Origin of the sequence: Pantoea dispersa, assembly GCF_019890955.1 — a bacterium.
In the GTDB taxonomy this organism is placed as follows: Bacteria; Pseudomonadota; Gammaproteobacteria; order Enterobacterales; family Enterobacteriaceae; genus Pantoea; species Pantoea dispersa.
In genome coordinates, this window is record NZ_CP082346.1 from 77,524 (window position 1) to 103,993 (window position 26,470).

23 protein-coding genes are annotated in these 26,470 nt (G+C 57.8%); 10 read left to right on the plus strand and 13 right to left on the minus strand.

Features of this window, described 5'->3' with window-relative positions; all coding sequences use genetic code 11:
• Positions 1–99: 99 nt before the first annotated feature.
• Together fdhD and K7H94_RS00370 are read left to right on the plus strand one after the other, a co-directional pair.
• Positions 100–930 (plus strand): formate dehydrogenase accessory sulfurtransferase FdhD, encoded by an 831-nt coding sequence (fdhD, locus tag K7H94_RS00365; protein ID WP_222951485.1) that lies wholly within the window; start codon positions 100–102, stop codon positions 928–930.
• Between the two features lie 205 nt (positions 931–1,135).
• On the plus strand, positions 1,136–2,251 hold the full coding sequence (locus tag K7H94_RS00370; protein ID WP_222951486.1) for a glycosyltransferase family 9 protein: 1,116 nt from the start codon (positions 1,136–1,138) through the stop codon (positions 2,249–2,251).
• Positions 2,252–2,302: 51 nt separating this feature from the next.
• Here the strand turns inward: K7H94_RS00370 and K7H94_RS00375 are convergent, their stop codons facing one another.
• Complete coding sequence (locus K7H94_RS00375) at positions 2,303–3,076, minus strand: DeoR/GlpR family DNA-binding transcription regulator (protein WP_088516188.1); 774 nt, start codon at positions 3,074–3,076, stop codon at positions 2,303–2,305.
• Between the two features lie 173 nt (positions 3,077–3,249).
• On the opposite strand from K7H94_RS00375, the gene K7H94_RS00380 reads away from it, so the two are divergent.
• Entirely contained in the window at positions 3,250–4,590 is a 1,341-nt protein-coding gene (locus tag K7H94_RS00380) for an aspartate aminotransferase family protein (protein WP_058758150.1), read from the plus strand.
• Positions 4,591–4,682: 92 nt separating this feature from the next.
• Here K7H94_RS00380 and alsE read toward each other — a convergent pair whose 3' ends face one another.
• From alsE to K7H94_RS00400, 4 genes are read right to left on the minus strand one after another with little or no spacing between them, the layout of a single operon-like run.
• On the minus strand, positions 4,683–5,363 hold the full coding sequence (gene alsE / locus K7H94_RS00385; RefSeq protein WP_021506849.1) for a D-allulose 6-phosphate 3-epimerase: 681 nt from the start codon (positions 5,361–5,363) through the stop codon (positions 4,683–4,685).
• Between the two features lie 49 nt (positions 5,364–5,412).
• Positions 5,413–6,675 carry a PTS ascorbate transporter subunit IIC gene (locus K7H94_RS00390; protein WP_058758148.1) on the minus strand — a complete coding sequence of 421 codons (1,263 nt, stop codon included), beginning with the start codon at positions 6,673–6,675 and terminating at the stop codon, positions 5,413–5,415.
• A gap of 35 nt (positions 6,676–6,710) precedes the next feature.
• The gene (locus K7H94_RS00395; protein ID WP_021313417.1) at positions 6,711–6,977 is read right to left on the minus strand and encodes a PTS sugar transporter subunit IIB; all 267 of its coding nucleotides are present in this window, start codon (positions 6,975–6,977) and stop codon (positions 6,711–6,713) included.
• A 19-nt stretch (positions 6,978–6,996) separates the two neighbouring features.
• Complete coding sequence (locus K7H94_RS00400; RefSeq protein ID WP_021506847.1) at positions 6,997–7,437, minus strand: PTS sugar transporter subunit IIA; 441 nt, start codon at positions 7,435–7,437, stop codon at positions 6,997–6,999.
• 312 nt (positions 7,438–7,749) lie between these two features.
• On the opposite strand from K7H94_RS00400, the gene K7H94_RS00405 reads away from it, so the two are divergent.
• From K7H94_RS00405 to K7H94_RS00415, 3 genes are all read left to right on the plus strand, one after another.
• Positions 7,750–8,775 carry a LacI family DNA-binding transcriptional regulator gene (locus tag K7H94_RS00405; protein WP_021506846.1) on the plus strand — a complete coding sequence of 342 codons (1,026 nt, stop codon included), beginning with the start codon at positions 7,750–7,752 and terminating at the stop codon, positions 8,773–8,775.
• A gap of 158 nt (positions 8,776–8,933) precedes the next feature.
• On the plus strand, positions 8,934–9,551 hold the full coding sequence (sodA, locus tag K7H94_RS00410; protein ID WP_021506845.1) for a superoxide dismutase [Mn]: 618 nt from the start codon (positions 8,934–8,936) through the stop codon (positions 9,549–9,551).
• A 177-nt stretch (positions 9,552–9,728) separates the two neighbouring features.
• Positions 9,729–10,691: a VirK/YbjX family protein gene (locus K7H94_RS00415; RefSeq protein ID WP_222951487.1), complete on the plus strand. Its 963-nt coding sequence runs from the start codon at positions 9,729–9,731 to the stop codon at positions 10,689–10,691.
• A gap of 6 nt (positions 10,692–10,697) precedes the next feature.
• On the opposite strand, the gene K7H94_RS00420 is transcribed toward K7H94_RS00415, so the two are convergent.
• From K7H94_RS00420 to priA, 6 genes are all read right to left on the minus strand, one after another.
• Positions 10,698–11,060: a YibL family ribosome-associated protein gene (locus tag K7H94_RS00420; RefSeq protein ID WP_021506843.1), complete on the minus strand. Its 363-nt coding sequence runs from the start codon at positions 11,058–11,060 to the stop codon at positions 10,698–10,700.
• Positions 11,061–11,208: 148 nt separating this feature from the next.
• A complete protein-coding gene (gene hslU / locus K7H94_RS00425; RefSeq protein WP_021506842.1) occupies positions 11,209–12,543 on the minus strand; it encodes an HslU--HslV peptidase ATPase subunit in 1,335 nt (444 codons plus the stop codon).
• An 11-nt stretch (positions 12,544–12,554) separates the two neighbouring features.
• Complete coding sequence (gene hslV / locus K7H94_RS00430) at positions 12,555–13,085, minus strand: ATP-dependent protease subunit HslV (RefSeq protein ID WP_031279590.1); 531 nt, start codon at positions 13,083–13,085, stop codon at positions 12,555–12,557.
• A 142-nt stretch (positions 13,086–13,227) separates the two neighbouring features.
• Positions 13,228–14,139, minus strand: coding sequence for a cell division protein FtsN (gene ftsN / locus K7H94_RS00435; RefSeq protein WP_222951488.1), 912 nt, complete (start codon positions 14,137–14,139; stop codon positions 13,228–13,230).
• Between the two features lie 153 nt (positions 14,140–14,292).
• Positions 14,293–15,297, minus strand: a complete 1,005-nt coding sequence (gene cytR, locus K7H94_RS00440; protein WP_370586247.1) for a DNA-binding transcriptional regulator CytR — start codon at positions 15,295–15,297, stop codon at positions 14,293–14,295.
• A gap of 199 nt (positions 15,298–15,496) precedes the next feature.
• Complete coding sequence (gene priA / locus K7H94_RS00445) at positions 15,497–17,695, minus strand: primosomal protein N' (protein WP_058770775.1); 2,199 nt, start codon at positions 17,693–17,695, stop codon at positions 15,497–15,499.
• A gap of 276 nt (positions 17,696–17,971) precedes the next feature.
• Here priA and rpmE point away from each other — a divergent pair, with 276 nt between their 5' ends.
• Positions 17,972–18,187 carry a 50S ribosomal protein L31 gene (gene rpmE / locus K7H94_RS00450; protein ID WP_021506837.1) on the plus strand — a complete coding sequence of 72 codons (216 nt, stop codon included), beginning with the start codon at positions 17,972–17,974 and terminating at the stop codon, positions 18,185–18,187.
• Between the two features lie 77 nt (positions 18,188–18,264).
• Here the strand turns inward: rpmE and metJ are convergent, their stop codons facing one another.
• Positions 18,265–18,582, minus strand: a complete 318-nt coding sequence (gene metJ / locus K7H94_RS00455) for a met regulon transcriptional regulator MetJ (RefSeq protein ID WP_007885403.1) — start codon at positions 18,580–18,582, stop codon at positions 18,265–18,267.
• Positions 18,583–18,861: 279 nt separating this feature from the next.
• On the opposite strand from metJ, the gene metB reads away from it, so the two are divergent.
• The 3 genes from metB (at position 18,862) to metF (ending at position 23,567) form a co-directional block, all read left to right on the plus strand.
• Positions 18,862–20,022 carry a cystathionine gamma-synthase gene (metB, locus tag K7H94_RS00460; protein WP_021506836.1) on the plus strand — a complete coding sequence of 387 codons (1,161 nt, stop codon included), beginning with the start codon at positions 18,862–18,864 and terminating at the stop codon, positions 20,020–20,022.
• A gap of 2 nt (positions 20,023–20,024) precedes the next feature.
• Positions 20,025–22,457 (plus strand): bifunctional aspartate kinase/homoserine dehydrogenase II, encoded by a 2,433-nt coding sequence (locus tag K7H94_RS00465; RefSeq protein ID WP_021506835.1) that lies wholly within the window; start codon positions 20,025–20,027, stop codon positions 22,455–22,457.
• A gap of 213 nt (positions 22,458–22,670) precedes the next feature.
• Entirely contained in the window at positions 22,671–23,567 is an 897-nt protein-coding gene (gene metF, locus K7H94_RS00470) for a methylenetetrahydrofolate reductase (protein WP_021506834.1), read from the plus strand.
• A gap of 67 nt (positions 23,568–23,634) precedes the next feature.
• On the opposite strand, the gene ppc is transcribed toward metF, so the two are convergent.
• A complete protein-coding gene (gene ppc / locus K7H94_RS00475; protein ID WP_031279588.1) occupies positions 23,635–26,286 on the minus strand; it encodes a phosphoenolpyruvate carboxylase in 2,652 nt (883 codons plus the stop codon).
• Positions 26,287–26,470: the final 184 nt, after the last annotated feature.

Here is a 26,470-nt window from a genome sequence, read left to right on the forward strand (position 1 = left end):
GGATGGAGCCGGGGTTCAGAATGGCTCCACGCAGGATTGCGTCAAAAGCGACCTGATATTACCACTACTTTAATGTGGTTGTTATGCGAGACGAGAGAAGTGAAAGCGAAACAGCAAAAAAGTAACCAGAATGTGAATGAGATCGCAGGACTGAGCCAGACCACCGTATGGCAGCGCCACGCGATTACCGAAGCGGAAAGCGACTGGCTGGCGCAGGAAGTGCCGGTGGCGCTGGTCTACAACGGCATTTCACACGTGGTGATGATGGCGACGCCGGATAATCTGCAGGCTTTTGCGCTCGGTTTTTCGCTCTCCGAAGGCATTATTGAGCAACCCGGCGAGATCTATGGCATGGATGTGGTGCCGGGCTGCAATGGGTTCGAAGTGCAGATCGAACTCTCCAGCCGGCGTTTTATGGCGCTAAAGGCGCAGCGTCGCGCCATGGCGGGCCGCACCGGTTGCGGCGTGTGCGGGGTGGAGCAGCTGGATCAAATCGGCAAGCCGGTGCAGCCGCTGCCGTTTACGCAGACCTTCGATCTGGCCTGCCTTGATAACGGGCTGGCACAGCTGCGCGATTTCCAGCCCATCGGCAATCTGACCGGCTGTACGCACGCCGCCGCGTGGATGTCGCCGCAGGGCGAACTGCAGGGCGGCTGCGAAGACGTGGGTCGCCACGTGGCGCTGGATAAGCTGCTGGGGCAGCGCAGCCAGCAGCACTGGCAGCAGGGCGCTCTGCTGGTTTCCAGCCGCGCCAGCTATGAGATGGTGCAAAAATCTGCCATGTGCGGCGTAGAGATCCTGTTTGCCGTCTCGGCCGCCACCCAGCTGGCCGTTGAGGTGGCCGAGCGCTGTAACCTGACGCTGGTCGGTTTTTCTAAACCGGGACGCGCCACGGTGTACAGCCATCCGCAGCGTCTGATTAACGGTTGATGTGCGATACATGCCGGGAATTTCATCGTTCGCGGCGTGCAGCGTACCGGGAGGTGTCAGGCAATCTTTTATTACGCTGCGCTTTTTCTGGTTAGCCTGCTAAATAATATGCATGCAATAGTTTTTAATGTGACATTCTTTTTGATAGGAATGAAGAAGTTGATGCGCTATCATTAACGTCTCAATCAATAATAATATATCCATTATGGCTTTAATTAAAAAGCTGCGGCAGCTGAATCGCAGGCGTAATTATTTAAAGAAAGAGATTAAATATTCTCTTGATCTTTATTTTGCAGCAAGGAAATGGAAAAAGTCTACAGGCCACAAACAGAATTGTGAGGATATCAAATCCATTCTGCTGGTTCGCAATGAAGGTAAAATCGGTGATGCCATTGTTTCTACGTGTTTTCTCAGAGCGCTGTTTGAAGCCGGGTATCGTGTAGATATTCTGGCGGTAAAGGAGAATGAGAGCATTTTCCGACATAATCCGTATATTCACAACATCTATCTCTCGGACAGTTTCAGCGATTGTCATCAGCGCGATAAATATGACACCGCCATCGGGAGTGAGGTCGTTACCCTCCTGAGAGACAATGCTTACGATTTATTGATCGATACGGCTATCTGGCAAACCGCGCTGTATATGCCCAAAATGATTGCCGATATCAATCCTAAAATGACGCTGGGTTTTAACAAGCCTGGCTGGCTTAAACCTTACGATATCAACATTCAGTTCGATCACCTTAATAACCACGTTAAAAATATCTATCGTGCGGTTCTTGACTATCTTCAGGTTGAGGCGGTTGGTGGGCTGAATTATGAAATATTTTACCCTGAGCGCATTGATGCCGAAATTCACCAGTCCGGCATGTTTTCCGCTGATGAGCACAATATTTTAATCAATATTTATGCCAGTCATGCCGATCGTGACCTCTCTGAGCAGCAGCTGAATGAGCTAATCGGGGCGATTGTCAGGCACAATGCGGCCACCAATATCGTGGTGCTCGATCACAAAGGCGCGCTGGAACAGGCATCGCTGCACCCCGCGAAGTTATACCGCGTTCCCTCGCTGTATCACGCTTTCGCTGCGGTTAAGAAAAGTGATTGCGTGATTACTCCCGATACCGCCGTGGTGCATATCTCGGCGGCTTATAACAAAGCCCTGGTTGGCATCTATCAGGACTCACTGAAAAATAATCAGCTGTGGTCGCCTGGCTACAGTAACGGCCATCAGATATTTTCCGATGAGTTTGTTTTTAAAAATGACGGACGGCTGGTTGAGAAAATAAGCCAAAAAATCCACACGCTGGTTCAGCCATAATCGATGAGGTCACTGTGCCGTCAGTACGGTGACCGTGCATCGGGCAGTCCCTTACACCACCTGCACCGCTAACGCCTGCTGCAGAGCGCTGAGCGCACCGGGCTTTGCCGCACCGCCGTCGCAAATCAACAGATCGATATCGCCGACAGGGGCGTACTGGGTACGGCTGATCACGCCGAGTTTGCTGTGATCCGCCAGCAGCAGGGTGCGGCTGGCCTGCTGTACCATGGCGTGCGCGATGGCGGCTTCATGCGGATGGAAGCTGCTGGCGCCGTTTCGGGCGTCGATGCCGACCGGTGACAGCAGCGCCACGTCGGCGCGATATCGATAAATTTCCCCTACCGTCATTTCTCCCCGCGTCTGCTGCGCGCCGGCCATCATCATGCCGCCCAGCAGCAGCACCTGGTTATTCAGGGTTTCATGCTCTTCGGCCGCGCTAAGCGCCAGTGCCGCCTGCAGACTGTTGGTGATGATGGTCAGGCCGGACATGGTGCGCAGCTCTTCAGCCAGCAGCGTGGTGGTGGTGCCGGCATCGAGGAACAGCGTCTGGCCGGGTTGCAGATGTTGTACCGCCGCGGCGGCAATCGCACGTTTCTCTCTGGCCTGTGCGTTACGACGCACCTGCAGCGGTGGCTCCGGCGGGCTCTCCAGCGCCACCAGACCGCCATGTACGCGGCGCGCCAGCCCCTGCGCCTCAAGCGAAATGATATCGCGCCGTGCCGTTTCCCGCGAAATACCCAGCTCTTTGATGATGCGTTCAGTGCTGAGCTGATGTTGCGTACTGAGCAGCGCGCGGATGCGATGTAAACGGGTTTCCTGCAGCATGACGTTTCCCTGTGGCAGAGCGAAGCTGGGCCTAAGCTTACCTGAGTGTCATCGTGGCGTCATGTGTATTTGGTTGTATTTGTGTATTTGGTTGCATTTTTCACTAAAGCAGGCATGATGTTCGCAGAGATCAGGCTGCAAACACCCCTTTCACCTTCGCAACGGGAGTTACCATGGTTACACGTTCCACCATCATGGATACCAACAGTTTTCGCGCCGAACACGCCGACGCGCTGGATCCGGCCACCCGCACTCTGACGGACAAGCGCAGCAAAGTGCTGGGCGAATCGTATCGTCTGTTTTATCGCAAGCCGGTGCATCTGGTGCGCGGCGAAGGGCAGTATTTATGGGATGCGGCGGGTAACAAATATCTGGATGTGTATAACAATGTGGCGAGTATCGGCCACTGCCATCCGGCGGTCATTGAGGCAGTGAATCAGCAGATGAAGATGCTGAACACGCACACGCGTTATCTGCACGAGCGCATTCTTGATTACAGCGAAGCGTTGCTGGCGACCACGCCGGAAGCCATCGATCGCGCCATGTATATGTGTACCGGCTCAGAAGCCAACGATTTGGCGATTCGCGTGGCGCGCGCCTGGAGCGGTGGCACCGGTATTATTGTCTCGCAGGAGGCGTACCACGGTACCAGTGATTTGACCTCTGGTGCGTCACCGGCGCTGGGTAGCGGTCAGCCGCTGGCCGCGACCACTCGCCTGGTGCCACCGCCGGATGCTTATCGTGTCGATGCGCCCGACCTCGGGGCATGGTTTGCCGATCAGATTCAGCAGCAGATTGATGACATGAAAGCGCACGGCATTAAATTCGCCGGTTTCCTCGCCGACTCGATCTTCTCCTCCGACGGCGTGCTGCCTAATCCGCGCGGATTCCTGCAGCAAGCGGTGGATGTGGTGCATGCTAACGGCGGCATTTTTATCGCTGATGAAGTGCAGCCCGGCTTTGCCCGTACCGGCGATGCCTTCTGGGGCTTTGCCCGTCACGGCGTGGTGCCGGATGTGGTCACCACCGGTAAGCCGATGGGCAACGGTATTCCGGTTTCCGGCCTGCTGGCGAAAAGCGACGTGCTGGCCGCGTTCAGCGATGAGATCCCTTATTTCAATACTTTCGGCGGCAATCCGGTGGCGATGGCCGCTGCGCAGGCGGTGCTGACGGTGATTCAGGAAGAGGGGCTGCAGGAGCATAGCCGCGTGGTCGGCGCCCAGCTGCTGGCGGAGCTGCAGAAGCTGATGGATCGCCATGACTGCATTGGTGATGTGCGCGGTGCCGGGCTGTTTATTGGGTTTGAGCTGGTACAGGATCGCAGCAGTAAGACGCCGGACAAAGCGCTGGCGCTGGATTTGATCGAGAAGCTGCGCGATCACCATGTGCTGACGTCGGTGGCCGGGCCGTACGGCAACGTGCTGAAACTGCGTCCGCCGCTGGCGTTCCAGAGCGGTGATATCGACTGGCTGGTGGGAGCGCTGGATAAGTCGCTGACCGAGCTGGGGCGTTAATTACTCAGATATCAGGTCGCCATGAATGGCAACCCGACAGCATAATGTGCCAGATGCGCGTTGATGCGCATCTGGCAGGGCGCGAAAGGACATCACGCCGCGGCAGTTTCCTGCGCAAAAATCTGCTCCATCTTCTGCCACGCCTGCGCCACATCATCGTCAAGATTGAACAGGCCGGAGGTGCCGACAATAAACACGTCGACGCCCGAGGCGGCAATCTGCTTAAAGGTGCGCGCGTTGCACGACCCATCGATTTCGGTCAGATAGTGATAACCGTGCGTTTCCCGCATGGCGATCAGCTGGCGAATTTTGTTCAGGGTTTCCGGAATAAATTTCTGCCCGGCGAAACCGGGATCGACGGACATCACCGTCACTTTATCCAGCAGATGCGCATATTCACGAATGCTGTCGGCTGGCGTCGCCGGATTCAGCACCACGCCGCAGCGACGGCCGGCCTCTTTAATTTGCGTCAGCAAACGGAAAATTTTGTTATTCGCCGTCTCCGGATGGAAGCTGATAATATCCGCGCCGGCGTCAATGCACATCGGAATAATATCTTCCGGGTGGTTCACCATTAAATGCACATCAATCGGCACATCGGTAATTTTACGCAGGTTCTCAATAAAGAACGGCGACAGCGTAATATTCTTAACATAGCTGCCATCCATAATATCGACATGATAGAACGAGGCGCTGGCGTTCATCGCTTCGATCTGCTCGCGGAAGCGGGTCAAATCCATGCACATCAGGGACGGTGAAAAGCGGGCGTTCATGCTGATTTCCTCATTACGCAAACAGCGCCCGCAGGCGCTGTCTGTGACATCAATGGAAGAACGAAATAATATGGCCGAGCACAATGCCGACGATACCGAAGTCCGCATCACCAAAGGTGGTGGACGCGAAGCCAAGGTCACCCATCAGCGGCAGCAGAATGGCGGGCAGGAAGGAGATCAGCAGCCCCTGGACAAAGGAACCGATGATGGCGCCGCGCCGTCCGCCGGTGATATTGCCGTAGACGCCAGCGGTCGCGCCGCAGAAGAAGTGCGGCACCAGACCCGGCACAATCACGCTCAGACCGAACAGCGGACACAGGAACATGCTGATCAGCCCGGCGGCGAAGCTGCACAGGAAGCCGATGATCACGGCGTTCGGCGCGAACGGGAAGACCGTCGGGCAATCCAGCGCCGGTTTTGCGTTTGGCACCAGTTTATCGGCGATGCCTTTGAACGCCGGGACGATCTCGGCAATCACCATGCGTACACCGGCAAGAATGATGTAAACACCCGCAGCAAAGGTGATTGACTGGATAATGGCAAAGACGATGAAGTTCTGGCCGCCGCTCACCTGGCTTTCGGTAAACTCTTTACCGGCAACCAGCACCAGCGCGACAAACAGAATCATCATGGTCAGCGAAATTGCCACGGACGAGTCGCGCAGGAAGTTGAGGGTTTTCGGTACTTTCAGCTCTTCAATTGACGGGCTGCCTTTGCCCACCGCTTTGCCGACCAGCGCTGACAACAGGTAGCCGGTGGAGCCAAAGTGGCCCAGCGCCAGATCGTCCGAGTTGGTGATTTTGCGGGTGAACGGCTGCAGAATCGCCGGACATACCACCATCATGGTGCCGAGGATCAGCGAGCCGATCAGCACCAGCCAGAAGCCGTGCACGCCGCCCACCGACAGGATCACCGCCAGCATGGCCGACATATACAGCGTATGGTGCCCGGTCAGGAAGATGTATTTCAGCGGCGTGATGCGCGCCAGCACAATATTCACCAGCATACCGAACACCATGATCATCGCGGTTTCGGTACCGTAGTTTTTCTGTGCCAGCGCGGCCATCGCATCGGTATTCGGCACCACGCCCTGAATATTGAACGAGTGCTCGAATAGCTGGCTGAAGATGGTCAGGGTGGCCGCAATTAAGTTGGCCCCGGCGATAAGAATAACAAAACCCATGATGGTTTTTAGCGTACCGGAAATGACATCGGATACCGGTTTCTTTTGCAGTAATAAACCAATCAGGGAAAAAAGGCCGACAAGTATAGCGGGTGTTCCAAGAACATCCTTAATTATAAACTGCAGCATAAATTACTCCGTGTGAGTAAATTTCGTCGGGTCAATTACAGGTTGTCGGCGAGAATTTCTTTAATTCTGGCGTTATCCAGTAAATTGCTCAGGCCAAATACCTGTGCGCTGTGGCTCGACAGCTGGTCAGCGATATCTTTAGCGCTGATGATAATATCGGCCTGCTCAGATTTGGCAGAGGTTAAATCGGTATGACCCACTTCAGCCTCTTTACCCAGCTCCTTAATAATTTTCTTCACGTTCATTTCCACAATGAAGCTGCTGCCTAAACCGTTTCCACACACAATCAGTACTTTTTTCATTTTCAGGTTTCTCTGGTGATTAATCTTTAATGACAGCTTCAATCGCTGGCAGGGTCGATGCCGACAGCAACTGCTGCAGGCGGGATTCGTCGCTGAACACCTCAGCCAGCGCGGTGATCATCTGAATATGATCGTCGCCAGACAGGGCGCACAGCATAATAACGACAAACACCGGGTCGTTTTCATCGGCGGCAAAATTCACACCTTGTTTTACGTGCAGCAGCGACAGGCCGTTTTTGCGCGCACCCTGTTCCGGACGCGCATGTGGCATCGCCAGACCCGGCGCCAGCACATAATAGGGCCCCAGCTCAGCGTGCGACGTAAAGATCGCATCCAGGTAAGCCGGGGTAATTGCCCCCTCCGCCAGCAGCGGCTCGGCCGATAAACGCACCGCTTCCTGCCAGTCGCTAACGTCGTCTATTACCCGGATATGTTGCGGTGTCAGCCATTGAGTGAGCATCAGTAATTCCTGTTTATTCGTCGATGCGGTGCACTGTAGGTGATTTTATCGCCTGGGTTCTGTGATGTTGCTCGCAAAAGTTAGCGCTAACACGAATGATGTTAAAAACTGTGTTAGCGATAACATTTTTGCGCGCGCGGTTTGTCACGCTGAGACCGGGGTGACATGCTCAGGCCAGCGAAAATCACGCAGCCAATGAGACATGCCCGATTCTGTGGTTTTTAACATGGCACCAATTTGCTTTTGGTTTTAAGCTGCGTGCGGATAAATCGAGCGCTACCCGGAACCAGCAGGGTAGAGACAGGAGAACGCATGACAGAAAAACGACGGCGCAGTACCGGCAAAAGCACGCTGGCCGATGTTGCCCGTTTGGTCGGTGTCAGCGCCATGACGGCGTCGCGCGCTTTGCGTATGCCGGAGAAAGTGTCGCCCGAAATTCGCGCAAGGATCGACGCGGCCGTCGCGGAACTGGCCTATGTGCCCAACGTGCAGGCGCGTAATCTGGCGTCGGCCTCGTCGCGGCTGATCACCATGGTGGTACCTTCTTTTGCTACGCCGGGCAGCGCGATTGTGTCAGAGGCGCTGCAGGAGGTGCTGCGGCCGCAGGGCTATAACATGATGCTGGCCGAAGCCAATCACTCGGCGGCGGAGGAGAGCGAGCTGATTGAGATGCTACTCTCTTACAACCCGGCCGCGATGGTGCACTTCAATTTCGACAATGCCGCCGAAGCGCAGCGCCTGCTGAGCAACTCCGGCCTGCCGGTGATGGACATCGGCGGCGTGCATCAGGATTCTGCCGGCATCAGCATCGGCGTGGACTATGCGAAAGCCATTCGTCAGCTGGTAAACAGCCTGGTGGAGCGCGGCTATCGCCATCCCGGCCTGCTGTGCACACAAACGCATAGCACTATTTTCCGTCAGCTGCTCAATGGCTGGCACAGCGGGATGCTGGCGCTGAATCTGGCACCGCACCGCGTGGTGACCTCACCAAAAATGCCCACCTTTGCCGCCGGCCACAGCCTGCTGGCAGAGATCCGTCTCACCTGGCCGGAACTGGACGTCCTGATCTGTACCAGCGATGAAGTGGCGTGCGGCGCCATCATGGCCTGTCACGCAGCCGGCGTCTCGGTGCCCAGCCAGCTGGCGATTGCCAGCATCGGCGGTGGCCCGCTGGCGGCGGTATGTTCGCCGCCGCTGACCAGCATTGTGCTGCCGTACGAGGAGATGGGGCGCATGGCCGGTAAACGCCTGCTGGCGGCACTCAACGGCGACGAGCCGCCTGCCATCAATGAGCTGCCGGTGCAGCTTAAGCTGCGCGCCAGTACGCACAAGGTGTAGCCGTGTGTGCGCACCTTTTGCCAGATTGATCAAATCCTTATCATTACTAAGGCATTGATAACCCTTTTCCGGATCATGATTTTAACTATAATGATCCGACTGCTTATGCGGCACACCAGCAAGGTTGTGCTGCCAAACACTAAATGGAGAGGAAGAACATGAGTTATTCACTGCCATCCCTGCCGTACGCCTACGACGCACTGGAACCGCACTTCGACAAGCAGACGATGGAAATCCATCACACTAAACATCACCAGACCTACGTTAACAACGCCAACGCGGCGCTGGAAGGTACCGAATTCGCAAACCTGCCGGTTGATGAACTGATCACCAAACTGGATCAGCTGCCAGCAGACAAAAAAGGCCCACTGCGTAACAACGCTGGCGGCCACGCTAACCACAGCCTGTTCTGGAAAGGCCTGAAAACCGGCACCACGCTGCAGGGCGACCTGAAAGCAGCAATCGAAAAAGATTTCGGTAGCGTTGAGAAATTCCAGGAAGAGTTCGAGAAAGCGGCTGCGACCCGTTTTGGCTCTGGCTGGGCGTGGCTGGTGAAAAAAGGCGACAAGCTGGCGGTCGTTTCAACCGCTAACCAGGACAACCCGCTGATGGGCGAAGCCATCGCTGGCGTGTCTGGTTTCCCAATCATCGGTCTGGATGTGTGGGAGCACGCTTACTATCTGAAGTATCAGAACAAGCGCCCTGACTACATCAAAGCGTTCTGGAACGTGGTGAACTGGGACGAAGCAGCGGCACGTTTCGCCTCGGCAAAATAAGTTCTGGCTTACGCTATGTGAATAACCGGTGCCTGCGTGCACCGGTTTTTTTATCGCCATCCTAAACCGCAGCTCAACAAACTCCACGTCATGACCAGGCTAAAGTGGTTATTAACGCGCCGTTGATAATTTGGGGCATACAGTAGCCTTCAGTTATCTCGCGACGTAAAAATAATCATGTCTATTATTACACATTCTGAGCCGGACTCCGTTTCGTCGGCCGCGCTGTTTATACCTTTAGTCAGTGGAAAGCTGCGGCCAAATAAGCTGTGGAATAGCCAGCAATTTCGCCTGAAATTTGCCTTAAGGTCAGCGGTATTTCCACTGACTACCTTTAATTATCTCCATCAGCTGGCCAAACTCTCTTTTCTGCCGCAGCTGTTAAACAGCCAGGGCTTACTGCCGGCTAAGCCGCATCGCCCGTATTTGCGCGCAGGTTTCAGCGTGGCGCAGCGTGCGCAGGCGATTCTCGATCATTATCAATTAATGGATCGGCTGGCGAATAATCAGCTGCGCCAGTTGCTGCTGAGCCCGAGCGGTAATCTCCTTGCCCGTTTCACCGGCAAAAACGAGGAGCAGTTTGCGATTTATTGCTGCTCCGGCCATTACGACCGGGAAGGGGAAATTACGCTGCTGCTTAATTATCAGGATATGACGCTGGCCTCGCTGTCATTCTCTATTATTCAGGAACAGCAGCAGCGCACGCTATTAATTGGGGGCTTGCAGGGGCCGCGGAAACATATTTCCAGTGACGTTATTCGCGATGCCACCAAAGCCGCGCACGGCGTATTTCCCAAGCGTCTGCTGATGGAAGCAGTATTTATTCTGGCGGCACAGTGCGGCGTAGAGGCCATTACCGCCGTCGGCGATACCACCCATGTTTTCCGCAGTCTGCGCTACCGTCACAGCAAAGGTGATAAATTCTTTGCCAGCTATAGCGAGTTCTGGCTGTCACTGGGCGGGGAAATGCGGGGTGATGAGCTGTTTACGCTGCCGCTGAGCATGGCACGTAAAGATCTGGAAGAGATTGCCAGCAAGAAGCGCGCGGAGTATCGCCGCCGCTATGCCTTGCTGGATACGCTGGCGCAGCAGGTGCTGCAGGCTGCCGGGGCAGAACGCGACGTGGCCCACGCCGCGTAACGGTAATCAGAACGGCTGCTTCGCGTAGCCGGTCATCACCTTCAGCCCCATCTCGCGTCCCAGCGCGGTCATCGGGTGTACCACCACCAGGCCGCGCACGCTTTTCTTCAGCGCGCCCATGTTCGCCTGCTCTTTTTTGGTGATTTCACGGCTGAACGGCAGCTTTTTCAGCTGCTGGGCTTCTTTGCTCAGTTTCTCTTCGCGCACGTTGCGCAGACGCTCAATCTCCTGCACCAGCGTCTCTTTCTCTTTCAGCAGCGCGCCAAGCTTTTCGGCATCGCCCGCTTCCAGCAGCTGCGGTTCTTTGCGATTCAGCGCGTCCAGCTGGTCGCTGAGACGTTTAATCTCGGCTTTTTCTTGTTCTTTCATTGGGAAAACTCATTAAGGAAAACAGGCTAAGGATACATCAAATCCGCCCGCTTTTGCAGCGCAGCGACAACAGAGGCAACGGGATAATCGGGTGCAGCGGGCGGGCAGGCAAAAAAATACCCAGCGCAAGGCTGGGTATTGACTGGAATTACAGAATGAAGCGGCTGAGATCTTCGTCGGCCACCAGTTCATCCAGATGCTGACCAACGTATTCGGCATCGATGGTGATCGATTCGCCGTGGCGATCGCTGGCGTCATAGGAGATGTCTTCCATCAGACGCTCCAGCACGGTGTGCAGACGACGTGCACCGATGTTCTCGGTGGTTTCGTTCACCTGCCACGCCGCTTCGGCGATGCGACGAATGCCGTCTTCGGTGAATTCAACGTTAACGCCTTCGGTGCCCATCAGCGCTTTGTACTGTACGGTCACGGACGCGTTCGGCTCGGTCAGGATGCGTTCGAAATCATTGACCGTCAGCGCCTGCAGCTCAACGCGAATCGGCAGACGACCCTGCAGCTCCGGAATCAGATCCGACGGGCTGGCCACCTGGAACGCACCGGAGGCGATAAACAGGATATGGTCGGTTTTGACCATGCCGTGTTTGGTGGACACGGTGCAGCCTTCCACCAGCGGCAGCAGATCGCGCTGTACGCCTTCACGTGACACATCCGGGCCCGACGACTGGCCGCCGCGCTTACAGATTTTGTCGATTTCGTCGATGAACACGATACCGTGCTGTTCAACCGCGTCGATGGCGTCCTGCTTCAGCTCTTCCGGGTTCACCAGCTTGGCCGCTTCTTCTTCAATCAGCAGCTTCATCGCATCTTTGATTTTCAGCTTACGCGGTTTCTGCTTCTGGCCGCCGAGGTTCTGGAACATCGACTGCAGCTGGCTGGTCATCTCTTCCATGCCCGGAGGCGCCATGATTTCAACGCCCATCGGTGCAGCAGCCAGATCGATCTCAATCTCTTTGTCATCCAGCTGGCCTTCGCGCAGTTTTTTGCGGAACGACTGGCGCGCAGCAGACGGCTCAGCGCTCTGCTCCGGCTGGCCCCAGTTGTTTTTCGCTGGCGGGATCAGCACATCCAGAATGCGATCTTCTGCCATCTCTTCGGCACGGTATTTGTTTTTCTCGATCGCCTGGCTGCGCACCATCTTGATGGCGGAGTCCGTCAGATCGCGAATAATCGAATCCACTTCTTTCCCGACATAGCCCACTTCGGTGAATTTAGTGGCTTCAACTTTGATGAACGGCGCATTGGCCAGCTTCGCCAGACGGCGGGCGATTTCGGTTTTACCGACGCCGGTTGGGCCGATCATCAGGATATTTTTTGGGGTCACTTCATGGCGCAGCTCTTCGTCAAGCTGCATGCGGCGCCAGCGGTTACGCAGCGCAATGGCGACCGCTTTTTTGGCGCCGTCCTGGCCGATGATGAAGCGGTTAAGCTCGCTGACAATCTCGCGTGGAGTCATCTCAGACATGGTTTTGGTCCTTACGCCTTAGACGGTAATTCTTCGTAGTTAATGTTGTGGTTGGTGTAGATGCAGATATCACCGGCGATATTCAGCGCTTTGGCTACGATATCGTGCGCACCCATCTCCGTGTTCTCCAGCAGCGCGCGGGCGGCTGCCTGGGCGTAAGGCCCGCCGGAACCGATGGCAATCAGGTCATTTTCCGGCTGAATCACGTCACCGTTACCGCTGATGATCAGCGAGGAGTTCTCATCGGCAACCGCCAGCAGCGCTTCAAGGCGGCGCAGCATCCGGTCAGTACGCCAGTCTTTCGCCAGTTCGACCGCGGCTTTCACCAGATGGCCCTGATGCATCTCCAGTTTACGTTCGAACAGTTCAAACAGGGTAAAGGCATCTGCGGTGCCGCCAGCAAAGCCCGCGATCACTTTGTCGTTGTAAAGACGACGCACCTTTTTAACATTGCCTTTCATTACGGTATTGCCGAGCGTCGCCTGGCCATCACCGCCGATCACGACCCGGCCGTTGCGTCGTACACTTACTATTGTTGTCACGGGCAGACCCCTTGTTGCAGTGGAAAAAAGACACCGCGCAGCGGGCGCGGCGTATCATGCAACCAGATATGGGGTAATCCTGTGGGGTTTCAACCCCCGGCAATATCTGATGCTGCAAATTGCCGGGGGCGAGCAGGGAGGGTTAAGGCAGGGCGAGCGGGATACAGCTGCTGTGGCCGGAGCTGTGCAGGCGCTTCACGGTGCTGTCTGCGCTGCTGCGGTCTTTAAACGGCCCAATCACCACGCGATTCCAGCCGCCGCCAGTCGTGATGCGGCTTTCGAAACCTTCAAACGCCAGACCGGCGCGTACCGATTCCGCCTGATCGGTACCTTTAAACGAGCCACACTGCACCATCCAGCGCTGGGTGCTCGCTTTCTCTTCCGTTTTGGCTTTGGCGCTCTCCTGCGGCTTCGCCGGCTCGCGAGTGATCGGCGCGGCCTGTTGTTGCTGCTGGCGTGCCGCCTGCTGCTGCAATTCCTGCTGGCGCTGCTGCTGCAACTGTTGCTGACGCTGCTGCTGCTGTAACTGCTGTTGCTGACGCTGCATCTGCTGTTGTTGCTGTTGTTGCTGTTGTGCCTGCTGCTGACGCTGCAGCGTTTGCTGGCGCTGAGCCGGGGTTTGTTCGTTCCACGGCACTTCATTCAGCTGGGTTGGCTGCTGGCGCATATCGGCCTGCATCTGCTCCAGCAGCTGACGCTGTTCGTCGGTCAGCTGAGTTTGCGACTTGATTTCGCCACCGGCAGACGGCTCGGTGGGCGACGGCACGGTCACCTGACGATTTTCCAGCTCTTTGATGTACTTCCAGCGCTCTTCCGGCTTCGGCGGCAGGCCATTACCGTTGGCTTTATGATTCGGAATCACCGGTGTTTCTTCTTTTTTGTGATGCGAGATGAACCATAAACCACCGGCAAAGGTCACCAGCACTGCCACGGCCAGTACTATCATCAGCTTTGAAGTGCCGGAGCCGCCTTTGCTTTTCTTGCTGCGGCCTGCGGGTTTTTTGCGACGCGTCCCTGTTGAACGCCCGCGGCCTACGTAATCTCTCTGTGCCACTTTCGTTCTGATACCCTTCAAAAAAATGCCACTGGGCGTGTAAATGGGGTGTTAATTTTGCCCGGCAAGGAATGCGTCATGTTACTCAAGGGCTGGAACTTTGACCAGCACAGTCTGCCTTCAGAATCTGCTGAAAATGCAGGGTTCCCGCATTCATTTTTCGCGTTTTGCTGCCGGTGCGGTACTGCCGCGGACGCGGAGTTCGGCGTCGAGCAGGCGTGAACCGTTGTTGACCCGTTTGCCCTGCAGCTCATCCAGCAGCAGCAGCATCGCTTCGCGGCCAATGGCAAAACGCGGCTGTGCCACGGTGGTCAGGGGCGGATCGTAGTATTGCGCCAGCTCGATATCATCGAAGCCGACCACCGACAGATCCTGCGGAATACGCATTCCCAGCTTGCGCGCCTGGTTCATCGCGCCCAGCGCCATCAGATCGCTATGGCAGAACAGGGCTTTCGGCGGCTGCGGCAGGCTCATCAGCTGCTTCAGCGCGCTGGCACCGGCTTCAAAGGTGAAGTCGCCGTGCACAATCAGCGTGGGATCGATGGCGATATTGCTGCGGCGCAGCGCCTGGATGTAGCCCTGCAACCGATACTGGCTGAGCGGGATATGTTCCGGTCCGGTGATGCAGGCGATCTGCCGATGGCCCAGCTGTAACAGGTGATTCACCGCTTCAAAGGCCGCGGTCAGGTTATCGATATGCACCGTGGGCAGCGCCATCTCCGGCGCGAACTCGTTGCCCATCACCATCGGCGGCAGATTACGCTGATCTTCAATGCCGGCGTCAAACGGCAGCTGCGAACCCAGCAGTACCATGCCGTCAATCTGGCGCGTCAGCATCAGGTTAAGGAAGGTTTTTTCCTGCTGATCCTGATGCGCGCAGTCACCAATCAGCACCAGATAGCCTTCCTGCGCGGCGGTCACTTCCACGCCGCGGATAATCTCGCTGAAGAAAGGGTCACAGATGTCCGGCACAATCACCAGAATGGTTTGCGTGTCGCCGCGTTTGGCGTTGCGCGCCAGACCGTGCGGCGCATAGCCGACCGCCTGCACTGCCTGTTCCACTTTCTGCCGGGTCGCGGCGGAGACTTTTTCCGGATTCATCAGCGCGCGCGAAACCGTGGCGGTGGAGACGCCAGCCTGCTCGGCCACATCTTTCATGGTGGCTGCCGATGAGGGTTGCTTCTGATCCAACGTTAACTCCTGACGCGGTACAGCGCATAGATATTCACACATAGCCGGCCCAGAGCCGGGACGGGCACTATTGTTAACCCAACGCCGTGTGAGGTTGTTACTTAATTTGCATAAAAATTGTGACTTGTGCGACTTTTTTCGATCTGGCTCGCAGATGTGGCGCGGCTTAACTCTCGGTGGGGTCGATATCCAGCGTCCATTTGACTTTGCGCGCGGCGGGCAGGGTGGTAACCAGCGGCAATGAACTGCTCAGCAACTGCTGCAGCCGCTTGCGCGACGGATGCTGTAGCAGCAGTTGCCAGCGCCAGCGTCCGCTGCGCTTCGGTGCCAGCGCCGGCACCGGCCCCATCAGCCACATCGCCTCATCTTTGAGCGGGCTGGCTTCCAGCAGGTTACGCAGCTGAGTAAGGAACTCCGCCGCCTGCGCGTTATCCAGATCTTCCGCGCGAAACAGTGCGTGGCTGGTCCACGGTGGCAGTTGCACTGACTGGCGCTCCAGCAGCGTCTGATCGGCAAACGCAAAATAGCCGCGATGCAGCAGCGTTTGCAGCAGTGGATGTTCCGGATGGTGCGTCTGCAGTAACACTTCGCCCTGCTTACCGGCGCGGCCGGCGCGGCCGGCGACCTGTGTGTAGAGCTGGGCAAAGCGCTCGGCGGCACGGAAATCCGCAGAAAACAGCGCGCCATCGACATCCAGCAGCGATACCAGCGTCACGTCCGGGAAGTGATGGCCTTTGGCCAGCATCTGCGTGCCGACCAGAATGCGCGCCCCGCCGCGATGCACATCGGCCAGATGCTGTTCCAGCGCGCCTTTGCGGCTGGTGGTATCGCGATCGATGCGCGACACCGGTACGCCAGGAAACAGCGTGCTGAGCTGCTGCTCCAGCTGTTCCGTGCCCACGCCGACCGGCAGCAGATGGGTGGAACCGCAGCCCGGACACTGATGCGGCAGCGGACGCTGGCTGTCGCAGTGGTGACAGCGCAGCTGACGATGCTGCTGATGCAGCGTGTAATAACTGTCGCAGCGCTGGCACTCCGCCAGCCAGCCGCAGTCGTGGCACATCAGCGCCGGCGAAAAGCCGCGGCGATTGAGAAACAGCAGAACCTGATTATCCGCCTGCAGGTGTTGGCGCATCTTGCCCAGCAGCGCTGGCGCGAGACCGCCTTTCAGCTGCTGCCCCTTGAGATCGATTAGCTGCTGCAGCGCCGGTTTGGCGTTACCGGCACGTTTGGTCAGGTTGAGCTGGCGATATTTGCCGACACGCACGTTGTGCAGCGTCTCCAGCGCCGGTGTCGCCGAGCCCATCACAATCGGCACATCTTCTTCGTGAGCGCGGAATACCGCCAGATCGCGCGCCTGGTAGCGCCAGCCTTCCTGCTGTTTGTAGGAGCTGTCGTGTTCTTCATCAATGATGATCACGCCCGGCCGCGCCAGCGGTGTGAACAGCGCGGATCGTGTGCCGATGACGATGGCGGTCTCGCCGCTGCGCGCGCGCAACCAGACCGCCAGACGCTCGCTGTCATTGAGCGCCGAGTGCAGCACATCAATCGGCGCATCGAAGCGTTCACGAAAGCGGGCAATGGTTTGCGGCGTCAGGCCAATTTCCGGCACCAGCACCAGCGCCTGTTTGCCGCGCGCCAGCACATTCTCCAGCACGCTGAGATAGACCTCGGTTTTACCCGATCCGGTAATGCCTGCCAGCAGCCACGCGGCGTAATGTTCGTCCTCGCTGCGAATGGCGCCCACCGCCATCGCCTGATCGGTATTCAGCCGCAGCCGTTCACCTTTCACCGCGAAACTGGTGCGCCAGTCGTGCTGCTGTGGCGCATGTTCGCGCAGGTCGCACAGGCCTTTGGCACGCAGCGCCTGCAGCGCGGCATCGGTAAAATCCTGCTCGCCGATCTGATGCCGATACAGCGGCCGCTGACGCAACGCCGCCAGCGCCTGCTGCTGTTTCGGCGCGCGCTTCAGGCTTTCCAGCGCCACTTCGCGCCCGGCTTCGTTCACTACCCACTGCCACAGCGGCGCTTCCTGGGCCGGCTTGCCCTGACGCAGCAGCACCGGCAGCGCATGGCTGAGCACTTCGCCGAGCGGAGAGTGATAGTAGCCGGCGGCCCAGTTGAGGATGCGCCACAGCGCGGGTGAGAACAGCGAGCGGTCGTCGAGCAACGCATCAATCTGCTTCAGCTGGGCAAGGGGGAGATCGCTGGTGGCGCGCGTGCTAACCACGATGCCAGTCATTTTCCGGTTGCCGAACGGTACGCTCACGCGCGCGCCGGCCACCGGCTGCGGCGCATCGGCGGGCAACAGGTAGTCAAACAGGCGAGGCAGCGGAACGGGCAGGGCAACCTGAACAACGGGCATGTCGATCTCTATCCGGTTCTGTAAAAAGGAGAAGTAGTGTACACGCTGGCGTCACCCCCGTCATACTTCAGCGCGCGGCGGCGCTGTCTGCAGGCGTTTCCCCGGCATGGCAGAGCACGGCGCATTGCGCGGATTTGATCAATGCGCTCATTTTCTGTATACTATGCCGCCTTTGATGAGATGACTCGTCAGAGATACACCATTTATTAACCGCGTGTGGTGCTGTGCAGGTTCGCCTGGCACGGAGAGCGACACGGCCTTTTATGAGGTTCTCCCATGAAACAAGGTATTCACCCGAAATACGAAGCTGTGACCATCACCTGCTCTTGCGGCAACGTGATCAACACCCGTTCAACCATGACTGGTACCCTGAACCTGGACGTGTGCGGCAAATGCCACCCGTTCTACACCGGTAAGCAGCGTGTTGTTGACTCTGGTGGTCGTGTTGATCGCTTCAACAAGCGTTTCAGCATCCCAGGCAGCAAGAAATAAGATTATTTGCCGGCGAATCTTCACGATTCGGTTGCAAGAAAAAACCCAGCCTCGGCTGGGTTTTTTTATTTCTGGCCTCAGTATTCCCAGCTGTCGGGATCGATGCCCATCTCACGCATAATCTGTTTTGCTTCTTCCGGAATCTCGTCGCTGCGCTCTTTACGCAGATCAACATCATTCGGCAGCGGTTGCCCGGTGAAGGCATGCAAAAAGGCTTCGCACAGCAGTTCGCTGTTGGTGGCGTGACGCAGATTGTTCACCTGACGGCGGGTACGCTCATCCGTTAAAATCTTCAGCACTTTCAGCGGGATAGAAACTGTAATCTTCTTAACCTGCTCGCTCTTCTTACCGTGTTCAGCGTAAGGGCTGATATATTCGCCGTTCCATTCAGCCATGGGTTACCTTAATCAATAAAAAGTTGAATATGGGGAAATCCGTTGATTATGCCCGATTTTTCGATGCCTGACCGCTTAAACTGCCGGTTTTATGCTTACACATCGCGTTTCACAGGAAAGCGCGCTGAACACCAGGCGATGACGCGTAATTTTAGCGGGTATTGCGGCTTTGCTCAATCTATACGCAAAGACATTTAGATGTCCAGATGTATTGACGTCCAGTTGCGGAATGTTATTCTGTTGCCACTTTTTTATTACACTTCAGGAACAGTAAGCACCATGACGCGTAAACAGGCAACCATCGCAGTACGCAGCGGTTTGAATGATGACGAGCAATATGGCTGCGTTGTCCCACCGATTCACCTCTCCAGCACCTATAACTTCCTCGATTTCAACGAGCCGCGCGCGCATGACTATTCACGCCGTGGTAACCCGACGCGCGATGTGGTCCAGCGCGCGCTGGCTGAGCTGGAAGGGGGCGCGGGCGCGGTGCTGACCAACACCGGGATGTCGGCGATTCATCTGGTGACGACGGTGTTCCTGAAGCCAGGCGATCTGCTGGTGGCGCCGCACGACTGCTACGGCGGCAGCTATCGTCTGTTTGACAGCCTGAGCAAGCGCGGCGCTTACCGCGTGAAGTTTGTCGATCAGGGCGATGAAGCGGCGCTGGCGGCGGCGCTGGCGGAAAAACCAAAGCTGGTGCTGGTCGAAAGCCCGAGCAATCCGCTGCTGCGCGTGGTGGATATTGCGGCCATCTGCGCCGCCGCGCGTGCTGCCGGTGCGGTGAGCGTAGTGGACAATACCTTCCTCAGCCCGGCGCTGCAGAACCCGCTGGCGCTGGGTGCCGATCTGGTGATCCACTCCTGCACCAAATATCTCAATGGTCACTCGGACGTGGTGGCCGGTGCGGTCATCGCTAAAGATCCGGCGCTGGTCACGGAACTCGCCTGGTGGGCGAATAACATTGGCGTCACCGGCGCGGCGTTTGACAGCTACCTGCTGCTGCGCGGCCTGCGCACGCTGGCACCGCGCATGGCGGCGGCGCAGCGTAACGCCCTGGCGATTGTTGATTACCTGAAGCAACAACCGCTGGTGAAAAAGCTGTATCATCCGTCTCTGCCAGAGAATGCCGGACACCAGTTTGCCGCCCGTCAGCAGCGCGGTTTTGGCGCCATGCTCAGTTTTGAACTCGACGCCGATGAGGCGCGGCTGCGCCGCTTCCTGAAAGCGCTGCAGCTGTTCACGCTGGCGGAGTCGCTGGGCGGCGTGGAAAGTCTGATTTCGCACACCGCCACCATGACGCACGCCGGCATGTCGGCGGACGCGCGTGCCGCAGCGGGCATTTCCGACTCGCTGCTGCGTATTTCTGTCGGAATTGAAGATCACGAAGATTTAATCGCCGACCTGGATAATGCATTCAGGATCGCAGCCGAGGGGTAACCATGACGATTTCAGCAGGCGCGGGAACGCCGATCAAGCAGTTGCATAAATTTGGTGGCAGTAGCCTGGCCGACGCGCGCTGTTATCAGCGCGTCGCCGGTATCATGGCCGATTACAGCCAGCCGGGCGACTTAATGGTGGTCTCAGCCGCAGGCAGCACCACTAACCAGCTGATCAGCTGGCTCAAGCTGAGCCAGAGCGATCGCTTATCGGCCCATCAGGTGCAACAGGCGTTACGCCGTTTTCACAGCGAACTGATCGCTGCACTGCTGCCTGCTGAATATGCAGAAACCCTGACCGCAGCCTTCATCCGCGATCTTGAACGCCTGGCGGCGCTGCTCGACGGCGCCATCACCGATGCGGTGTACGCCGAAGTGGTTGGCCACGGCGAAATCTGGTCGGCGCGCCTGATGGCGGCGGTGCTCAGCCAGCGCGATATCGAAGCGGCGTGGCTGGACGCACGCGACTTCCTGCGTGCCGAACGTGCGGCACAGCCGCAGGTAGATGAAGGCAAATCCTGGCCGCTGCTGCAGGCGCTGCTGGCGCAGCATCCGCATAAGCGTCTGGTGGTGACGGGTTTTATCAGCCGCAGCGAAGCGGGCGAAACCGTACTGCTCGGCCGTAACGGCTCTGACTACTCGGCAACGCAGATTGGCGCGCTGGCGGGCGTGAACCGCGTCACCATCTGGAGCGACGTGGCTGGCGTTTACAGCGCGGACCCGCGCAAGGTCTCCGATGCCTGCCTGCTGCCGCTGCTGCGGCTGGATGAGGCCAGCGAGCTGGCGCGTCTGGCGGCGCCGGTGCTGCACACGCGTACGCTGCAGCCGGTCTCCAACAGCGACATCGATTTACAGCTGCGCTGCAGCTATCAGCCGGAGCAGGGCTCAACGCGCATTGAGCGCGTGCTGGCGTCCGGCACCGGCGCGCGCATTGTCACCAGTCACGACGATGTCTGCCTGGTTGAGATTCAGATTCCCGATAGCCACGATTTTGCCACCCAGCAGAAAGAGATCGATCTGCTGCTGAAGCGCGCGCAGCTGCGTCCGCTGGCGATGGGTATCCATCCGGATCGTCGCCTGCTGCAGCTGTGTTACACCTCGGAAGTGGTCAACAGCGCTTTTAACCTGCTGCAGGACGCGGCGCTGCCCGGTCATCTGCAGCTGCGTGACGGTCTGGCGCTGGTGGCGCTGGTCGGCGCTGGCGTGACGCGTAATCCGCTGCACAGCCATCGCTTCTGGCAGCAGATCAAAGACCAGCCGGTCGAATTCGTCTGGCAGTCAGAAGATCATATCAGCCTGGTGGCGGTGCTGCGCGTCGGCCCGACCCAGCATCTGATTCAGGGACTGCACCAGTCGTTGTTCCGCGCCGAGAAGCGCATCGGCCTGATCCTGTTTGGCAAAGGCAATATCGGTTCACGCTGGCTGGAGCTGTTCGCGCGCGAGCAGGAGACGCTGTCGGCGCGTACCGGGTTTGAATTTGTGCTGGCGGGCGTGGCGGACAGTAGCCGCAGCCTGCTGAGCTATGACGGTCTCGACGCCAGCCGGGCGCTGGCCTTCTTTGATGATGAAGCCGAAGCGCGCGACGAAGAGTCGCTGTTCCTGTGGATGCGCGCGCACCCGTTTGACGATCTGGTGGTGCTCGACGTCACCGCCAGTGATTCGCTGGCGCAGCAGTATCACGATTTTGCCAGCCACGGCTTCCACGTCATCAGCGCCAATAAAGTGGCCGGCGCTGCCAGCGGCCAGAGCTGGCGTCAGGTACGCGATGCCTTCGCCAAAACCGGTCGCCACTGGCTGTATAACGCGACCGTGGGTGCCGGATTGCCGGTCAATCACACGGTGCGCGACCTGCGCGAAAGCGGCGACAGCATTCTGGCGATCAGCGGTATCTTCTCCGGCACGCTGTCGTGGCTGTTCCTGCAGTTTGACGGCACGGTGCCGTTCAGCGAGCTGGTCGATCAGGCGTGGCAGCAGGGCTTAACCGAGCCCGATCCGCGCGTTGATCTCTCCGGTCAGGACGTGATGCGCAAACTGGTGATTCTGGCGCGCGAAGCCGGTTACGACATCGAACCGGATCAGGTGCGGGTTGAATCGCTGGTGCCGTCACAGTGCGAAGGCGAATCCATCGACCACTTCTTTGAAAACGCTGACGAGCTGAACGAGCAGATGCTGCAGCGCTTCGAAGCCGCACAGGAGATGGGTCTGGTGCTGCGCTACGTGGCGCGTTTCGATGCCAACGGTAAAGCGCGCGTCGGCGTGGAAGCGGTGCGTCCGGAGCATCCGCTGGCGGCGCTGCTGCCGTGCGATAACGTGTTTGCCATTGAAAGCCGCTGGTATCGCGACAATCCGCTGGTGATCCGCGGGCCGGGCGCCGGCCGGGATGTCACCGCCGGTGCGCTCCAGTCTGATATCAATCGTCTCGCCCAACTGCTGTAAACCTGCTGCGCAGACGGCGTCCGCTGTCTGCGTTTTCCCTCTGCTTCCCCGTCAGGTGAATCCCTTTCACTTGGGTTGAATATTTGTCACGCCCGGCAAGCAATTTTATGTTGACGCTAAGCTGAAGATCGTTCATTTTGTGCATCTGGACGTCTAAACGTATGGATGTTCGCGGTTCGCAAATTAATCGATATGTGATGATGAGGTAACAGGATGAGTTTCTTTCATGCCAATCAGCGCGAAGCGCTGAACCAGAGCCTGGCTGAGCTGAACGGGCAAATTAATGTCTCTTTTGAGTTTTTCCCGCCCCGCACCAGCGAAATGGAAGCAACTCTGTGGAACTCCATCGACCGCCTGAGCAGCCTGAAACCCAAATTCGTCTCGGTCACTTACGGAGCCAACTCCGGCGAGCGCGACCGCACTCACAGCATCATCAAAGGCATTAAAGAGCGCACCGGACTGGAAGCGGCACCGCATCTCACCTGTATTGATGCGACGCGCGATGAACTGCGCGCCATTGCGCGAGACTACTGGAATAACGGCATTCGCCATATCGTGGCGCTGCGCGGCGATTTACCACCGGGCGGCGGCAAACCAGACATGTACGGCAGCGATCTGGTGTCGCTGCTGAAAGAGGTCGGTGATTTTGATATCTCGGTAGCGGCCTATCCCGAAGTGCATCCGGAAGCGAAGAGTGCGCAGGCGGATCTGATCAACCTGAAGCGAAAAATTGATGCCGGTGCCAGTCGCGCGATTACCCAGTTTTTCTTCGACGTGGAGAGCTATCTGCGCTTTCGCGATCGCTGCGTGGCCACCGGTATCGACGTGGAGATCGTGCCGGGCATTCTGCCGGTCTCCAACTTTAAACAGCTGCAGCGTTTCGCCACCATGACCAACGTGCGCGTACCGGGCTGGATGAACGCCATGTTTGATGGGCTGGATGATGATGCGGAGACGCGCAAAATGGTCGGTGCCAACATCGCCATGGACATGGTGAAAATCCTGTCGCGCGAAGGGGTGAAGGACTTTCACTTCTACACGCTGAACCGCGCCGAGATGAGCTACGCCATCTGCCACACGCTGGGTGTTCGCCCGACGCTGGCGGCATAAGCGTGAAAGGATAAAAAAGAGAAGGGGGCCTCAGGGCCCCCTTCTTGCTGTGATGCGCTGCCAGCCGTTAGCCGGTGTTACGCATGCCGGCCGCGACGCCAGCGATAGTGACCATCAGCGCCTGTTCTACGCGCGCATCAGGTTCATCGCCGCGCTCTTCCTGCGCACGCGCACGCTGCAGCAGTTCCGCCTGCAGCACGTTGAGCGGATCGGTGTAGACGTTACGCAGCGCGATGGATTCGGCGATCCACGGCTGGTCCGCCATCAGATGCGCATCGTTCGCGATGGTCAGCACCGCTTTGATGTCGGCATCGAGCTGATCGCGCAGCTGTTTGCCGAGCGGCCACAGCGATTTATCCACCAGACGCTGATCGTAATACTCCGCCAGCCACAGGTCAGCCTTCGAGAACACCATCTCCAGCATGCCGAGACGCGTGGCGAAGAACGGCCATTCGCTGCACATGGTTTCCAGCTGATCCTGATGGCCTTCGTCCATCGCTTTCTGCAGCGCCGCGCCGGCACCCAGCCACGCGGGCAGCATCAGGCGGTTCTGCGTCCAGGCGAAGATCCACGGAATGGCGCGCAGCGACTCAACGCCGCCGGTCGGACGCCGTTTCGCCGGGCGCGAGCCGAGCGGCAGTTTGCCCAGCTCTTGCTCTGGCGTCGCCGAGCGGAAGTAGGGAACGAAATCCGGATTTTCACGCACATAGCCGCGGTACATGGCGCACGAATAGGCTGACAGGCCGTTCATGATCTCCTGCCATTCGCGTTTTGGTTCTGGCGGTGGCAGCAGGTTGGCTTCCAGAATCGCCCCGGTGTAAAGCGACAGGCTGGCGATGGTGACTTCCGGCAGGCCATATTTGAAGCGAATCATTTCGCCCTGTTCGGTCACGCGCAGGCCGCCTTTCAGGCTGCCCGGCGGCTGTGACAGCAGGGCTGCATGCGCCGGTGCGCCACCGCGGCCAATCGAACCGCCGCGTCCGTGGAACAGCGTCAGGGTAATGCCGGCTTTGTCGCAGGTTTTAATCAGCGCATCCTGGGCCTGATACTGTGCCCAGCTGGCTGCCATCACGCCGGCATCTTTTGCTGAGTCGGAATAGCCAATCATCACCATCTGCTTGCCGTTGATGAAGCCGCGATACCAGTCGATATTCAGCAGCTGGCTCATCACGTCATTGGCGTTGTTGAGGTCGTCGAGGGTTTCAAACAGCGGCGCCACCGGCATTGCGTAAGGGATGCCGGCCTCTTTCAGCAGCAGATGCACCGCCAGCACGTCAGACGGCGTTTTGGCCATCGAAATCACATAGGCGGCAATCGAGCCCTGCGGCGCTTCTGCCGCCACTTTGCAGGTATCCAGCACTTCACGCGTGTTGTCGCTGGGCTCCCACTGCCGCGGCAGCAGCGGCCGCTTGGAATTCAGTTCACGGATCAGGAACGCCTGCTTGTCGGCTTCTGACCAGCTTTCATAGTCGCCCAGTCCGAGATAGCGCGTCACTTCGGCAATCGCTTCGGTGTGGCGGGTGCTCTCCTGACGGATATCGATACGCACCAGCGGCACGCCGAAGCATTTCACGCGGCGCAGCGTATCCAGCAGCTGGCCGTTGGCGATGATGCCCATGCCGCACTGCTGCAGCGACTGGTAAATAGCAAACAGCGGCTGCCACAGCTGATCGTTTGAAACCAGCAGATCGGCCGGACGCGGCAGGCGCTCACCCTTCAGGCGGCGCTCCAGATAGCTCTGGGTGCTCATCAGCTGGCTGCGGATACGCTTCAGAATCACACGATACGGCTCCAGCGCCTCCGCATCGCCACACAGTTCGCGCACTTCGTCGCTGCACTCGGACATCGACAGCTCGGACACCAGCACGCCGATATCGCGCAGGAACAGGTCGGCGGCTTTCCAGCGGCTTAGCTGCATCACGTGGCGGGTAATCGGTGCGGTGACGTTCGGGTTACCGTCACGGTCGCCGCCCATCCACGAGGTAAATTTGATTGGCACAAAATCCACCGGCAGCTGGATGCCGAAGCTCTCTTCCACCTGCTGGTTCAGCTCGCGCAGAAACGCCGGCACGCCTTCCCACAGGCTGTTCTCCACCACCGCGAAGCCCCATTTGGCTTCATCTACCGGCGTCGGGCGATATTTACGGATCTCATCGGTGTGCCACGCCTGCGCCACCAGCTGACGCAGACGGCGCATGACCTGGTTGCGTTCGTAGTCGGTGATGTCACTGTGGTCGAGCTGCTGCAGACAGCTGTTCACTTCGCCCAGCTTGTGGATCAGCGTGCGGCGGGTAATTTCGGTCGGGTGGGCGGTGAGCACCAGCTCCAGCGACAGCTCCTCAATCGCCTGGCGGATGGCCGGCTCGCTGAGATCGCTCTGCTGCTTCAGGCGCTCAAAGGTCTTTTTCAGCAGCTCCGGATGGTTAGCACCGTCGCCGCTGCGCGAAATGGTTTGATACTGTTCTGCCACGTTGGTGAGGTTAAGGAACTGGCTGAACGCGCGTGCCACCGGCAGCAGCTCGTCGTTAGACAGGTTTTGCAGCGTGGAGAGCAGTTCCTTACGATGAGTGTCATTTCCTGCACGGGATGACTTAGAGAGCTTGCGGATGGTCTCCACCCGATCGAGGATGTTCTCTCCCAGTGCATCCTTTATCGTATCCCCGAGCAGTTTGCCGAGCATACTGACATTACTTCGCATTGCGGAATATTGTTCGTTCATGTGACCCTGACACCCTTATCGTCTTAAATATAAAACCTCTATACCCAACGGGCATAACATCGTCTTTTATCTAGCCACGGTTCTTCCTGTTCGTCAATTGACTTAAATTGCCGGTATCGTGCTGCTAACTATCGGAAATTCATCGAATTTAATTGACAGGAGGTGGGATAAGTTATTCTTATTA